The sequence below is a fragment of the Siccirubricoccus deserti genome (assembly GCF_014283215.1).
Classification (GTDB): domain Bacteria; phylum Pseudomonadota; class Alphaproteobacteria; order Acetobacterales; family Acetobacteraceae; genus Siccirubricoccus; species Siccirubricoccus deserti.
Genome location: NZ_JACOMF010000001.1, coordinates 275,683 through 289,594 on the forward strand (window position 1 = coordinate 275,683; position 13,912 = coordinate 289,594).

The following is a 13,912-nucleotide window of genomic DNA, read 5'->3' on the forward strand; positions in this document are numbered from 1 at the left end:
GGGACGGAGGCTACAGCGGACTACATTCAGATCTGAATGCCACTCCGCTGTGGCCTGTCGTGTGTAGAGCGGCTTCACGCCCCGGGGCGTTCCTGCCCCGCCGCGATCCGCCGTAGCCTGTTCTTTTTAGAGCGGATTCACGCTCCGGGCGTTCATGCCCCGCCGCGATCCGCTCTATCCCGTCGCCAACCGCCCCGCAACGCCGCGCGCCGGCAAAGGTGTATCCCGCACATGAGCGAGCCTACCCTCGACATCCTCGGCATCGGCAATGCGATCGTCGACGTGCTGGCCCGGGCGGAGGATGAGTTCCTCGCCGCGCAGAACCTCACGAAAGGCGCGATGCGGCTGACCGGCGCCGAGGAGGCCGAGGCGCTGTACCAGCGGATGGGCCCGGGGGTGGAAAGCTCCGGTGGCTCGGTGGCCAATAGCTGCGCCGTCGCGGCGGCGCTCGGGGCGCGGGTCGGCTTTCTCGGCAAGGTGGCGGAGGATGCGCTCGGCGGCGTCTTCGGCCATGACATCCGCGCCGCGGGGGTGCATTTCCCGACCGCGCCGCTGCAGGGCGGGGCGCCGACCGCGCGCTGCCTCATCCTGGTGACGCCGGATGCGCAGCGGACGATGAACACCTTCCTCGGCGCCTGCGTCGAATTCTCCGCCGCCGATGTCGATCCGGCGGAGGTGGCGCGGGCCAAGGTGGTCTATCTGGAAGGCTACCTGTTCGACCCGCCGGCGGCACAGGCGGCGTTCCGCGAAGCCTCCCGCCTCGCCCACCAGGCAGGGCGGCAGGTTGCGATCAGCCTCTCGGACGCCTTCTGCGTCGAGCGCCACCGCCAAGCCTTCCGCCGCTTCGTGCGGGAGGAGGCCGACATCCTCTTCGCCAACGAGAGCGAGCTGCTGGCGCTGTACGAGACCGATGACTTCGCCGCCGCCGCGACGCAGGCCGCCGAGGAGGTCGGGCTGGCGGCGCTGACCCGCAGCGCCGCCGGCAGCCTGGTGGTGGCCGGCGAGGCGCGGCATGAGGTGCCGGCGGTGCCGACCCGGGTGGTCGACACCACCGGCGCCGGTGACGCCTATGCCGCCGGCTTCCTCGCCGCCTACACCCAGGGCCTGCCGCTGCCGGAATGCGGCCGCTGGGGCTCGGTGGCGGCGGCCGAGGTGATCTCGCATTTCGGCGCTCGGCCGCAAGCCGATCTCAAGGCGCTGGTCGCCGGCAGGCTGCCGCCCGGGAACCGCCCGGTCTCCTCCGTCTTAGGGTAGCATCGGCCGATCGCCGCGGGGCCATGCCGGCCGCGGGGCGGGAATCGGCCAGGCACCGCACGGCGCGGCTTCCGCCCAGGCCCCCTTCCTGTCGGCGGTCAGCCGCATGCGGGACACCGGCTCGATCGGAGACCCTGATGCGCCGCACCCACCGTCTGACCACCCTTGCCTCCGGCACCGCCCTCGGGGCGTTGCTGTTCGCGGGCCCTGCCCTCTCCCAGGCCGCCTCTGGCGGCGGCGATATGTCGCTGCGGCAGATGCGGCAGGAGCAGCAGCTTGCCGCCTCGCCCGGCCTGCCGGGGCAGCGCGGCGCCGCGACCGAAGCGGACCGCCTGACCGCCGGCCCCTCCGACCCGAGCGGCTGGGTCGCCCAGGCGCAGGAGGCGACGCGCCGCAACCGGCCCGGCGAAGCGGCCGAATTGCTGGAACGCGCCGAGACCCGGCTGCTGACCCGCGTCGTGCCGCCGGCCCGGGATGCCGAACGACCGATGCGCAGCCCGGCGGTGGAACGGCTCAGCGCCGCGCGCGCCGCGTTGCAGGCACGCGACCGGACGGCCGCGCTGCGGGAGATGGACCTCGCCCTTGCGGCGCTGGCGTCTATGCCACGCGATGACATGGCGACCGGCAGCGGCACCAGCATGGCGCCGATGCAGGGCAGCGGCACCATGATGATGCGGGACCACGGAATGGGCTCGCATTCGATGAGCCGGGCGGATGCCATCATCCGGGTGCAGGGCGGCGGTGGCGAAGGCGCCAGCGGTGGCCTCTCCGGCAGCAGCCCCGGCTCGCCCGGCGTGGGCTCCATGGGCAGCACGCCGGGGCCGACGCGGGGATCGCCCCAGCAGCCGGCGATGCGCCCGGCCCAGCCCGGCGTTGCCACCAATCAGGAAGGCGCGCCGCCACCCGGCTCGCTGACCCCGCACCCCGGTATGACCGGCAGCGGCACGATGATGCCCCCCGCCACCGGCGCCGGCCCCGGCGGCGGCCCGAGCGGCGGCACCACCGGCACCCGGTAGGAGGCCAGGCCGCCGGCGCCGGATGCGCCGGCGGCCGGGCGACCAGGAAAACCAGCCCTGGGGCCGGTCGGGCAACCTTCCGCCGGCCCCGCCTGAGCGCCGTGCATAGGGACCCGGCCAGGCAAAATGCCCGCCATTCGCACGCAAGGCTCGCATTCCCGGCGCCAAGCGCCTATGTGTGCGCTGCAACACGCCGCCTGCCTGCTCCGCCTGGCCCTCGGCCGCCCGCTTCAGGGTGCCGACGGGACCGGCGACGCTTTGCGTTGCGGCCGCTAGGGAAACACCACCCCGATGGAACTCCGCAACGTCGCGATCATCGCGCACGTCGACCATGGCAAGACCACGCTTGTCGATCAGCTCCTGAAGCAGGCCGGCGCCTTCCGCGCCAACCAGCAGGTGGCCGAGCGCGCGCTCGACCGCAACGACCTGGAGCGCGAGCGCGGCATCACCATCCTCGCCAAATCCACCGCGGTCGAGTGGAAGGGCGTCAAGATCAACATCGTCGATACCCCTGGCCACGCCGATTTCGGCGGCGAGGTGGAGCGCATCCTCTCCATGGTGGATGGCGCCATCGTGCTGTGCGACGCCGCCGAGGGCCCGCTGCCGCAGACGAAATTCGTGCTGACCAAGGCGCTGGCCCGCGGGCTGAAGCCGATCGTCGTCATCAACAAGGTCGACCGTCAGGACGCCCGCCCGGACGAGGTCCACAATGAGGTGTTCGACCTCTTCGCCGCCCTCGGCGCGACCGATGAGCAGCTCGACTTCCACACCCTCTTCGCCTCCGGCCGGCAAGGCTGGGCGGATCTGGAGCTGAACGGGGCGCGGAAGGATCTGGCGCCGATGTTCGACCTGATCCTGAGCCATGTGCCGGCGCCGAAGGTCGAGCTCGACAAGCCCTTCGCGATGAACGCCTCCATCCTGGAGAGCGACAATTTCCTCGGCCGCATCCTGACCGGCCGGGTCGAGCAGGGCATCGGCCGGGTCAACATGCCGGTGCGCGTGCTGCGCCAGGACGGCAGCGTGGTCGAGACCGGCCGGCTGACCAAGCTGATGACCTTCTCCGGCCTCGACCGCGTGCCGGTCGAGGAGGTGCAGGCGGGCGACATCATCGCCATCGCCGGCCTGTCGGACGCCACCATCCCCGACACCATCGCCGCCCCGGAGGTGGTCGAGCCAGTCCCCGCCATTCCGGTCGATCCGCCGACCCTCGCCATGACCTTCCGGATCAACGACGGCCCGCTCGGCGGCCGCGAGGGCAAGAAGGTGACCTCGCGGCAGATCCGCGACCGGCTGATGAAGGAGACCGAGGGCAACGTCGCCATCAAGGTCCGCATCAGCGAGGAAGTGGACGCCTTCGAGGTGGCCGGCCGTGGCGAGCTCCAGCTCGGCGTGCTGATCGAGCAGATGCGCCGCGAGGGCTTCGAGCTGACCATCGGCCGCCCGCGCGTCCTCACGCGCGAGAACCCGGAGACCGGCGAGCGCGAGGAGCCCTTCGAGGAGGCGCTGATCGACGTCGATGAGGGCTATTCCGGCGTGGTCGTCGAGAAGATGTCGCAGCGCAAGGGCCAGATGCAGGACATGCGGCCCTCCGGCGGCGGCAAGGTCCGGCTGACCTTCCACATCCCCTCGCGCGGCCTGATCGGCTACCATGGCGAGTTCCTGACCGACACCCGCGGCACCGGCATGATGAACCGGCTGTTCCTCGGCTATCAGCCCTGGGCCGGGCCGATCGAGGGCCGCCGCAACGGCAGCCTGATCTCCAACTCCGATGGCGAGGCGATCCAGTACGCGCTGTTCTACCTGCAGGAACGCGGCACGCTGTTCGTCGACCCGGGAGTGAAGGTCTATGTCGGCATGATCCTCGGCGAGCACAGCCGGGACAACGACCTGGATGTGAACCCGATCAAGGAGAAGAAGCTCACCAACATCCGCGCCGCCGGCAAGGATGAGGCGCTGCTGCTGATCCCGCCGCGGAAGATGAGCCTGGAGCAGGCCATCGCCTACATCGAGGACGACGAGCTGGTGGAGGTGACGCCCTCCGCGATCCGGCTGCGCAAGCGCTACCTCGACCCGAATGAGCGGAAGAAGCACGCGAAGCGGGCGGAGAGCCAGGCGGCCTGAGCGGCACCGGCCGGGCATTCGACCTGGGGCGCTGAACCTGGAAGGGTTCGGCGCCCTTTTCAATTCAGCCGGTGCCGCAACTCCTCGATCACCATCCTTGTGCGCTTCGCCGTCTCGCCCTCCGGCTCCAGCGCCAGCGAGCGGTCGAGGCAGTTCAGCGCCGCGCCGATCCGGTCCAGCCGCTGGTTCATCAGCCCGGCCTCCCGCCACAGCGGCGCAAGGCCCGGCGCCAGCCGCAGCATGTCCTCGGTGCAGGCCAATGCCGCGACCAGGTCGCCGCTGCGCAGCCGGCGCAGCTTGATGTTGTTCTGCAGCCGCAGCAGCACCGCACGCTTGTCCATCAGCCGCAGCAGGCCCGGCCGCAGTTCCGCCCGCTCGCCCTCGATCCGCTTGATCAGCACCCGCAGCTCGGGCGCGGCGAGGCCGGTGCCGCCGCCGAAGACATCGACGATGGCCTGGGCGCGGCCGCCCTCCAGCGCCACCAGGAAATGCCCGGGGAAATCGACGCCATGCGCCACCCAGCCGGCGGCCTCGGCGGCGTGCAGCCAGAGGATGCCGAGGGCGACCGGCAACCCCTGCCGCCGCTCCACCACCCGGATCAGATTGGCATTGGCCAGATCTTCGTAGTTGCGGGTGTCGCCGGAATAGCCGAAGCGGCCGTGGATCACCTCGGCGAGTACCGCCCGGCGACGGTCCGGGTCACCCTCATCGGCCGCCGCATCGGCGGCGGCGGCGCGCACCGCCGCCTGTGCCAGCTCGGTCAGCGCCGCGGCGGCGGCGCGCCAATCGGCTTCCGGCGCATCGATCCGGGCGAGCTGGAGCGCGACGCTGCCGAGGTCGAGTTCCGCATCGGGCAGGGTGCCGGCGGCGTCGAGCGCGGCACGCGCCTCATCCTGGGGGGTGCTGGCCATGCCGCACTGTCGCGCCGGCAGGGCGGCACCGCAAGGGAGGCCGCCGGATCAACCCGGCGGCGGCACCATCACCCTGCGGGTGGTTGCGCGATCATGCGGCCCAGCCGACGGCCACCGAAGATATGGACATGGAAATGCGGCACCTCCTGCCCGGCATCCGGCCCCATGTTGGAGAGGACGCGGTAGCCCGCCTCCTCCAGCCCCTGCGACTTCGCCACCGCCGCCACCATGCGCCAGAAGCCCGCAATCGCCGCATCCGGCGCCGTGGCATGGAAATCCGCAGAGCTGACGTAGCGGCCCTTCGGGATCACCAGCACATGCACCGGCGCCTGCGGGTTGATGTCGTGGAAGGCGAGCGCATGCGCATCCTCCGCCACTCTGTCGCAGGGGATCTCGCCGCGCAGGATGCGGGCGAAGATGTTGGCGTCGTCGTAGGGCGGCCTACCGGAGGTGGACATGGCGCTTCTCCCCGTGGCTGGTCATGGCAGCTTGCTGGTGCGGGCAGCGCGGACGATGCCCTTGGGGCGGGCGGCCTTCTCGACCAGGCCGCTGATTCCCTCCCGCCGCCGCAACTCGGCCCAGACCTCGTCCGGGCGGATGCCGGCATCCACCCAGACCACCACCAGGTGGTACAGCAGGTCGGCGGATTCGAGGATGGTTTCCGCGCGGTGGCCCAGCGTCGCCTCGATGACGCATTCCACCGCCTCCTCGCCCAGCTTCTGCGCCACCTTGGCGGTGCCGCGCGCCATCAGCCGGGCGGAATGGGATTGGGTGATGTCGCCGGAGATCCGGCGCTGCTCCACCGTCTCCCACAGCTGGTCGAGCACCGTGGCGTCGCCGGCGCCCGGAGCGACGGCAAGCGGCTTCAGCACCCGATCCTCGACCTGGCGGATGGATTTCGGCAGCTTCTTCGCCTTTGCCGGCACGCCTTGCGGCAGCGGCAGATCGGCGCCCCTGGCCGGCTTCTTCGCCTTGGCCTTGGCCGATGCGTCCAGCGGCAACGCCGGAGCGGCGCCCTTGGCCGGCTTCTTCTTCTCGGTCCTGGCCATTCAGGCCGCCTCCGTTGGCAGTGGACGGGACAGCGGGCGGACCGGCAGCCCGGCCCCTGCCAGCGCCGCCTTGGCATCGCCGATGCTGAACTCGCCGTAGTGGAACACGCTGGCGGCCAGCAGGCCGCTGGCCCCGGCCCGGGCGCCCTCAACGAAATGCCCGACTGTGCCGACGCCGCCGGAGGCGATGAGCGGCACCGACACCGCGGCCCGCACCGCCCGCAGCAGTTCGAGGTCGAAACCGGATTTGGTGCCGTCCCGGTCCATGCTGGTCAGCAGGATCTCGCCGGCGCCGGCCGCGGCCATGCGCCGGGCCCAGCCGACCGCGTCGATGCCGGTGCCGCGCCGCCCGCCATGGGTGAAAACCTCCCACCGCCCGGGCGCCGTCTGCCTGGCATCCACCGCGACGACGATCGCCTGGCTGCCGAAGGCTTCGGCAGCACGGGAGACTAGCTCGGGCTCGGCCACGGCGGCGCTGTTGATGCTGGCCTTGTCGGCGCCGGCCAGCAGCAGCCGGCGGACATCCTCCACGCTGCGGACGCCACCGCCGACGGTTAGCGGGATGAACACCTCGGCCGCGGTGCGGCTGACCACGTCGTACATCGTGGCGCGGTTCTCATGCGTCGCGCCGATGTCGAGGAAGGTGATCTCGTCGGCACCCTCGCGGTCATAGGCCCGGGCCTGTTCCACCGGGTCTCCGGCATCGCGCAGGGCGACGAAATTGACGCCCTTCACCACGCGGCCGTCCTTCACGTCGAGGCAGGGGATGACGCGCAATGCGACCACGGGGGTACCTTCCCGGTTGGGCGGCCCCGTTTGCCGCCGATGGGCCGCCGGGTCAAGCGCCGATGCTGCGCATCTGCGCCCAATCCGCTGCGGGGGTGTCGTGTCAGCGGCATGAATGGGAGATTCATGCCGCCGCTGAATCCAGGGTCCGGGCAAATCTGCGGATGGCCTCGCCGCAAGTGCAGCCGCGTCGAGGCCTATCAACCCGCCGTGGCCAGGGCCTCGGCGATGCCGCGGGTCCAGGCGCCGGCGCTGGCCGAGAGCAGGCCGATGTCGGTCTGGGTGGTCAGGAATTGGGCGCCGCGGCGGATGACGGCGGCCTGCGCCTTCGGGTCGCGGTTGCCGCCGCAGCCGAAATGCTTGCCATTCGCCCGGCAGGCGGCCAGCACCCGGTCCACCGCCGCCTGCAGCTCGGGGTTGGCGTATTGACCGGGCTTGCCCATGTTGGTCAGCAGGTCGTTCATGCCCATGTGGATGACGTCGATCCCCGGCACCGCGGCGATAGCCTCGATGTTCTCCACCCCTTCCCGCGTCTCCACCATGCAGGCCAGCAGGGTCGCGGCATCCACCGCCGGCAGCGCCTCGGCCGGCGGCACGGCGCGGAAGTCGAAATAGGGATAGCCGCCGGTGACGCTGCGCCGGCCGAGCGGGCCGAACCGCACTGCGGCGACGGCGCGCTCGGCATCCTCCCGGGTGTTCACATCGGGGTAGACGATGCCGGTGACGCCATTGTCGAGCAGCGCCTGCACATCCTGGTCATGCACGCTGCGGACCCGCGCCAAAGGGGCGATGCCGATGGCCAGCGCCGCCTGGGCGATGTGGCCGATGGTCTCCAGCCCGAACAGGCTGTGCTGGACGTCGATGAACAGGAAGTCATGGCCGGTCGCCTTGGCGATGCGGGCGATCTCGGCCGAGCGCGACATGCGCACACCAAGGCCGAGCGCAACGCCGCCGGCGGCGAGCTTCTGCTTCACGGGGTTGACGAGGGCGGGTGCGGGCATGGCGGTTTCCTCCGCCGCCATGGCAGCATCCGCGGCGGGCGGCGTCCAGCGGGCGGGGTGCCGAAGCGGTGGGGTTGACCGCGCGCGGCGCGGCGTCTGCAATGCGCGCAACGTTCAGAAAGGCAGCGTGCATGCCCGATATTCGCGTCAAATCCGAGATCGCCGGTTCGGTCTGGAAGATCATGAAGCAGGCCGGCGAGGCGGTGGCGGCGGAGGAGACGCTGCTGCTGCTGGAATCGATGAAGATGGAAATCCCCGTCGTCGCGCCCAGGGCCGGCACGGTACTGGAGCTGCGCGTCGCCGAGGGCGAGGCGGTGGCGGAGGAGGATGTGGTGGCGGTGATCCGGGCCGGCTGACTCCTGCCCGGCGCCTCCACCCGCGCGGCGCCTGCTTTACAGCACACCGCCGCAAAGGACGGAGCGGAGCCGTGGCGACACCCAACGACAACGAACCACCCGTCGCCGGGACCTGGGCCACGGGCAAGCCGCATGAGCTGGCGTTTTGGCGCATTGTGGTAACCGGCGCCGCCCTGCCCGCCCGAGTACCATGCCGAAATCCTTGGCCGCTGCGACCCGGCCGCTGAGGTGAACCCGGCCGTCATCGCTGATATTGCCATCGCCCCGCTGGCCGAGGCGGTGCGGCTTGACATCGCCGCCAGCCGGCCTCCTCGCCCGGCTGCAACCGTCGCGGCCAGCTCGACCTCACTTCCTGGATCGGCCCCGGGGCGCAGGCGGGCACGCCGGCGGCGTCCATCGCGGCACTCAACGCCGGGGTGAATGCGGCACTGGACGCGGCGGATACGCAGGAAGCGATGGCGCGGCTCGGCATCGTCCGCCTCGGCGGGCCACTCGGCACCATGACCGAGCGCATCGCGCGGGAGGGACCAGTCTACCGGCGGTCACCACCGGGATCGGGATCTCCGTGGAACAGCTGGCCATAGGGTGTCTATCCTGCCGCCATGTCGCCGCTCGACGACCTCATCCCCCGCAGCTTCCGCGCGGTGCTGGCAGGCCTGCTCTCGAAGGACACCCCCTGATGCGCGTCACCCTCCTCGGCGCCGGCGCGGTCGGCGGATGGCTGGCCGCGGGCCTGGCGCGGGCCGGGGTGGAGGTTTCCATCCTCGCCCGCGGCGCCACCCTCGCTGCGCTGCGCGGGCGCGGTCTGGTCTTCCGCCACGGCGAGGCGGAGGAGGTGTTCCGCCTGCCAGCCTCCGACGACCCGGCGGCGCTGGCCGGCGCCGATATCCTGCTGCTCGGGCTGAAGAGCCATGACCTGCCCGCCGCCCTGCCCCTGGTGCGGCGGCTGATCGGGCGGGAAACCCTGGTCGCCCCGGCGCAGAATGGCCTGCCCTGGTGGTTCTTCCAGGGGTTCGGCGGCCCGGCGGAGGGCGCCATCCTCGACAGCGTCGATCCCGGCGGGGCGCTGGCCCGCGCCATCCCGGCGGAACGGGTGCTCGGCGGCGTCGCCCATGTCGGCAGCCGGGTGGAGGCGCCGGGGGTCATCCGGCTGATCCAGCAGGACCGCATGTTGTTCGGCGACCCCTCCGGCCGCCACCCCGGGCCGCTGGCGGCGCTGGTGGCGGCGCTGGCCCGCGGTGGCATCCCGGCCTCCGCCGCCCCCGACATCCGCATGGAGATCTGGCTGAAGCTCTGGGGCAATTCCAACATGAACCCGCTGAGCGCGCTGTCGCGCGCCGACATGCTGGCGATGCTGGACGACCCCGGCGTCGCCGGCCTGATCGAGGCAATGATGCGGGAAATGGCGGCGATCGGGGAGCGCATCGGCCTGCCCATTGCCCAGGACATCCCCACCCGGTTGCAGGTGACCCGGCGGCTTGGCGCCTTCCGTACCTCCATGCTGCAGGACCTGGAGGCGAGGCGGCCGCTGGAGCTCGGCCCGGTGCTGGGCTGCCTGGTGGAGCTGACACAGCGGCTGGAGATGCCGGCGCCGACCCTTGCCGGGGTGCATGGGCTGACGCGGCTGCTGGGCCGCAACCTCGGCCTGGATTGAACCCGGCGGCGGATGGGACGTCTCATTCTCATGCAGAACGAGGTGGCGCGCAGGGGCTGGCTCATCGGGCTGGGGGTGGGCTTGGGGATGGGATTCCTGCAGGGCGCCGCCGCGGCCGAGCCGTCCCGGAGGCGACGGCCGCGCCCGCGGCCGAAGGCGGCGGCACCCCCTCCGGCGCAGCCGCCGCCCGAGCCGTCGCGGATTCCGGACATCGACGGCCCGCCGCCGCCCTCCACCCGGCCCGGGCTGGAGCCGGCCCCGGTGCCCTCCACCAATGTGCTGCCGCCGCTACGCGATACCAGGCCGCAGTCGAGCCTGTCCCTCGGCGTGCCAACCCCGCCGGAGCCCTTCCAGGGCCAGACCTTCGGCGGCAACGACCCATCACCGGACCGCCGACAGCCTCCAGGGCAGGGGCTGCGCCTGCCCTCGCCGGGCGCGACTCTGCGGATGCCGTTCTGACCAGGATGCGGAGTTCGGAGGCGGTACCTCGGGCGGCAGGACCGGTGGCTCCACCCCCGAACTCCCGCTGGAAACACAAGCGTCCCTCAGACCCCAGCCTCAGCCCGCCGGTACGCCGTCCGGATGGGCAAGCTGTGGCACCGCCAGGGATGGAATCCCTAATTCTCCCTCAACTCCAAAGGCTAGCCGCAGGAGGCGGCTTTCACAGGGTTGAAGCCTGAAAGCGTGAAGCTGCCTGGATGCGGTGCGAGCAAATCGCGGAACAGCGGGAATGCCCTGGAGCGCCGATAGGCTCTACGGACGACGCTGCAGATCCCGGCCGAGCTGCGATCGGCTCCCGCCATGGATTACCGATCCAGTTCAGCGGCGGCCAGCTCGGCAATCCGCAGGTCTATGGCCGCCATGGGGTCATCGTCGGGCAGGAACCAAGCCGCCGATAAACCGGTCCAGGCAAGGATCCAACGCAGCAGGCGCTCCCGTTCCAGCTTCGCGGCCTTGGCGACGACCTCAAGGCGTCGGGCGAAACGGCCGGGCTCGGTCGCGGCCGGCCACGTCGGGTCGGCCAGATCGGGATTGGTGAAGATGTTGGCGAAATCGAAGCTGCGCTCGCCGACCAGGTGTTTGGGATCAATGGCGAGCCAGCCCCGCGCTCCGAAGTCGAGAACGTTGCCGTGGTGCAGATCGCCATGCAACGCCCGGCATTCGCGCGGTTCGGAGAGCAACGCTCGGGCCGTCTCGGCGCAGCGGACAAGAATGCCACCGTGACGAGCGGCTGCTGGTTCCAGCTGCCGGAACCAGTGTGCCAGAGGGGTCAGTTCAGGAAGCGGCTTCGTCCTCGGAGCGTGCGACCGGGCGGCTGCGTCGCACAGGATGCGGCAGGCTTCGTCATCGCGTCCCGTACGGGCCATGTCGGCCAGAGAGGCCGAGCCCATGGCGCGTTCCAGCAGGAGGGCCGCATCGTCCCGGGCGAACACCCGCGCCGCGCCGTCTCCGTCCCACCATTCCATCAGCACGCCGCCGAGGCGCTCGTCCTCCGCATGGGACAGCTTGAGCATGGCTGGCTCACCGCTCAACAGGACCGGCAGCAACCGTGCGGTCGGGGTTGTGATCGGATCACCATCGGGGACCAATCCCCAACGAAGCAGGTAAGGATCGAACATCCGGCAGCCCATGGCACCTCGTTGAGACCGCATTGGATCGGCCGTTCCGGGAACCCTGAGCTGCCCGGCCCCGTCATCCAGCCGCTGTTCCAGACGGCCTGTATATTGATCCTCGTGGGCAGCGACTCGCACGGGAGCTTGTTCCCCCAGCAGGGATGCGGGGACAGCGCCTCCGTCCGACGTCCTGTTCTGCCCAGTACCCGACCTACCCACCCCGCGCGCGGTGCCACAGCATCAGCGCGGCGTCATAGGGCAGCGCCGGCACTTCCCGCAGCCGCCACCACCAGCGCTGCGCCCAGCCCGGGGTGCCGGAGGCGCCGATCGGCACCGACTGGGCCGGCAGGCCGGCCAGGCGCAGCAGCAGCAGGCAGCGCGGCAGGTGGTAGCGGCTGGTGGCGGCCAGCACCGGCCCGGGGTGGCCGCGCAGCATCGCCACCGCCGCGCGGACCGAGGACAGGGTGTCGGTCCCGGTCGGCTCTTCGCGGATGCGGGCAGCGGGCACGCCGGCCTGCCGCAGCAGCCGCGCCATGATGGTGCTTTCGGCGTCGCCATGCCGGCCGCGGCCGCCGGTCGGCAGGTAGATGGGCGGCGGGACCAGGGCCTCGCCGTGGCGCGCCGCGGCCTCCACCCGGCGGCGGAGGGTCGGGCTCGGGGTATTGTCCGGCCGGACCGCGGCACCGAAGATGATGATCGCCGTTTGCGGTTTCACGTCGGGGCGGCGAGCAGCAGGCGGTTCATTGGCTCCATCGTCGTCCGCAGCGCCGCCAGGTCGCGCCAGAATGCCTCCCGCGAGACGCCGTTCGCCGCCAGTTCGTCGGCGATGGCGCCGAGGCTGCGGCTGCCATCCACCCGTTGCAGGATGGCCCCGGCCAGCCGCGGCATCGGCAGCACCACCCGCAGCCCGTCGAAGGTCACGGCGATGGTGCCGTCGCGCGGCAGCCCCTTCGCCAGGGTGGGGCCATCCATCTCCCGCAGCACCGGGACCGAGGCCGGGTCGTCCCAGGCCCGCATCGGCTCCGGGTCCTCGGCGCGGACGCAATAGACGATGTGGATGCCCATGTTGCCGGTGACCGCCTCGGCCAGGGCCGCGCGGTCCAGCGGCGAAAGCCGGGCGGTGCGGGCACGCAGCTTCGGGTCGCTGAGGTAGCTGTCCGGGTCGTAGCGCACCGGCTCCACCCAGCAGGCCACGCGCAGCCCGGCGGCGGCCACCAGAGCGGCGAGCCCGGGCACGGTGAAGGCGGCGTCGCGCGGGTTCAGCAGCAGGTCGTAGAGCCCGGCATCACCGCCGGAGAGGTGGTCGGTCAGCCAGGGGTTGCGGCGCAGCCAGGCGGTCTCCGGCACCTGCTTCCACAGCCGGCGGGCGGTCTCCACCCGCGCTGGCGGCGGCTGCTCCGCCGGCGCCAGCAGCCGGAGCGCATCCTGCAGCATATAGACGCCGGTGCGGCCATGCGGGGCATAGACCATCAGCCCCAGGCCGCCGCCCGGCGCCAGCACCGAGACCAGCGCGCGGAGGCCGGCCAGCGGGTCCGGCAGGTGGTGCAGCACGCCGCAGCAATCGATGTAGTCGAAGGGCCCGAGGCCGCTGCCCGGCAATTCCAGCAGCGAGCCCTCGATGAAGCGGATGTTGTCGAGGCCACGGGTGGCGGCACGGGCCTCGGCGATGCGGCGGGCGGCGGCGCTGCGGTCCAGCCAGGTGACCTGCCCCGGGCGCCTGGTCCAGGCCATCTGCTGCGCCAGCATGACGGTGCCGTCGCCGGTACCGCCGCCGGCCACCAGGGCGCGCAGCGGCCGGGAGGCGGGGCGGCTTGTGCCGAAGATCCAGTGGTCGATCTCCCGCAGATGGCTGGGGCTGCCGACGATCAGGCGCTTCGCCTCCTCCCGCGGGTCGCGGGCGGGATAGGGGAAGGCCTCGTACTGGTCGGCGAGACGAGCATCGGTCGGATCAGTCATGCCAGGCTGCATAGGCCCTGGGCGGCTTGGGCGGGAGGGGCCGATGGCGCTGCGGCTTGAGCCGGCGACGGTTGGGCAGGCCGCCGCCCTGCCCCGCCGGGGATTTATCCGAAAGCCGCGCGGCCGTGTTAAAGCAGGCGCCGCGTCGCCACGACCGGATCAACCGCCGCCCGGCGGTTGCTGCCGGCGGGGCCC

At 71.7% G+C, this 13,912-nt stretch carries 14 protein-coding genes; 6 read left to right on the forward strand and 8 right to left on the reverse strand.

The features are described 5' to 3' along the window. Positions 1 to 231: 231 nt before the first annotated feature. The 3 genes from H7965_RS01310 to typA all read left to right on the forward strand — a co-directional run bounded on the left by H7965_RS01310 (position 232) and on the right by typA (position 4,391). Complete coding sequence (locus tag H7965_RS01310; protein ID WP_186768706.1) at positions 232 to 1,254, forward strand: adenosine kinase; 1,023 nt, start codon at positions 232 to 234, stop codon at positions 1,252 to 1,254. A 137-nt stretch (positions 1,255 to 1,391) separates the two neighbouring features. Then, a complete protein-coding gene (locus tag H7965_RS01315) occupies positions 1,392 to 2,270 on the forward strand; it encodes a hypothetical protein (RefSeq protein ID WP_186768707.1) in 879 nt (292 codons plus the stop codon). A 291-nt stretch (positions 2,271 to 2,561) separates the two neighbouring features. After that, positions 2,562 to 4,391 (forward strand): translational GTPase TypA, encoded by a 1,830-nt coding sequence (gene typA, locus H7965_RS01320; protein WP_186768708.1) that lies wholly within the window; start codon positions 2,562 to 2,564, stop codon positions 4,389 to 4,391. Between the two features lie 59 nt (positions 4,392 to 4,450). On the opposite strand, the gene H7965_RS01325 is transcribed toward typA, so the two are convergent. The 5 genes from H7965_RS01325 to H7965_RS01345 form a co-directional block, all read right to left on the reverse strand. Further along, positions 4,451 to 5,302: a SirB1 family protein gene (locus H7965_RS01325; protein WP_186768709.1), complete on the reverse strand. Its 852-nt coding sequence runs from the start codon at positions 5,300 to 5,302 to the stop codon at positions 4,451 to 4,453. 68 nt (positions 5,303 to 5,370) lie between these two features. Then, entirely contained in the window at positions 5,371 to 5,760 is a 390-nt protein-coding gene (locus H7965_RS01330; RefSeq protein WP_186768710.1) for a histidine triad nucleotide-binding protein, read from the reverse strand. A 21-nt stretch (positions 5,761 to 5,781) separates the two neighbouring features. Further along, the gene (locus H7965_RS01335) at positions 5,782 to 6,351 is read right to left on the reverse strand and encodes a phosphoribosyl-ATP diphosphatase (RefSeq protein ID WP_186768711.1); all 570 of its coding nucleotides are present in this window, start codon (positions 6,349 to 6,351) and stop codon (positions 5,782 to 5,784) included. Beyond that, on the reverse strand, positions 6,352 to 7,137 hold the full coding sequence (gene hisF, locus H7965_RS01340; RefSeq protein ID WP_186768712.1) for an imidazole glycerol phosphate synthase subunit HisF: 786 nt from the start codon (positions 7,135 to 7,137) through the stop codon (positions 6,352 to 6,354). 200 nt (positions 7,138 to 7,337) lie between these two features. Further along, a complete protein-coding gene (locus tag H7965_RS01345) occupies positions 7,338 to 8,138 on the reverse strand; it encodes an HpcH/HpaI aldolase family protein (RefSeq protein ID WP_186768713.1) in 801 nt (266 codons plus the stop codon). Positions 8,139 to 8,269: 131 nt separating this feature from the next. On the opposite strand from H7965_RS01345, the gene H7965_RS01350 reads away from it, so the two are divergent. The 3 genes from H7965_RS01350 (at position 8,270) to H7965_RS01360 (ending at position 10,607) form a co-directional block, all read left to right on the forward strand. Further along, entirely contained in the window at positions 8,270 to 8,494 is a 225-nt protein-coding gene (locus tag H7965_RS01350; protein WP_186768714.1) for a biotin/lipoyl-binding carrier protein, read from the forward strand. Positions 8,495 to 9,173: 679 nt separating this feature from the next. Continuing rightward, complete coding sequence (locus H7965_RS01355) at positions 9,174 to 10,148, forward strand: 2-dehydropantoate 2-reductase (protein WP_186768715.1); 975 nt, start codon at positions 9,174 to 9,176, stop codon at positions 10,146 to 10,148. A gap of 12 nt (positions 10,149 to 10,160) precedes the next feature. Then, positions 10,161 to 10,607 carry a hypothetical protein gene (locus tag H7965_RS01360; RefSeq protein ID WP_186768716.1) on the forward strand — a complete coding sequence of 149 codons (447 nt, stop codon included), beginning with the start codon at positions 10,161 to 10,163 and terminating at the stop codon, positions 10,605 to 10,607. Positions 10,608 to 10,954: 347 nt separating this feature from the next. On the opposite strand, the gene H7965_RS01365 is transcribed toward H7965_RS01360, so the two are convergent. The 3 genes from H7965_RS01365 to H7965_RS01375 all read right to left on the reverse strand — a co-directional run bounded on the left by H7965_RS01365 (position 10,955) and on the right by H7965_RS01375 (position 13,717). After that, positions 10,955 to 11,767, reverse strand: a complete 813-nt coding sequence (locus H7965_RS01365; RefSeq protein ID WP_186768717.1) for an aminoglycoside phosphotransferase family protein — start codon at positions 11,765 to 11,767, stop codon at positions 10,955 to 10,957. A gap of 205 nt (positions 11,768 to 11,972) precedes the next feature. After that, positions 11,973 to 12,476 carry a YdcF family protein gene (locus tag H7965_RS01370; RefSeq protein WP_186768718.1) on the reverse strand — a complete coding sequence of 168 codons (504 nt, stop codon included), beginning with the start codon at positions 12,474 to 12,476 and terminating at the stop codon, positions 11,973 to 11,975. After that, positions 12,473 to 13,717 (reverse strand): methyltransferase, encoded by a 1,245-nt coding sequence (locus H7965_RS01375; RefSeq protein ID WP_186768719.1) that lies wholly within the window; start codon positions 13,715 to 13,717, stop codon positions 12,473 to 12,475. The genes H7965_RS01370 and H7965_RS01375 overlap by 4 nt, the downstream gene beginning before the upstream one ends. Positions 13,718 to 13,912 lie beyond the last annotated feature (195 nt).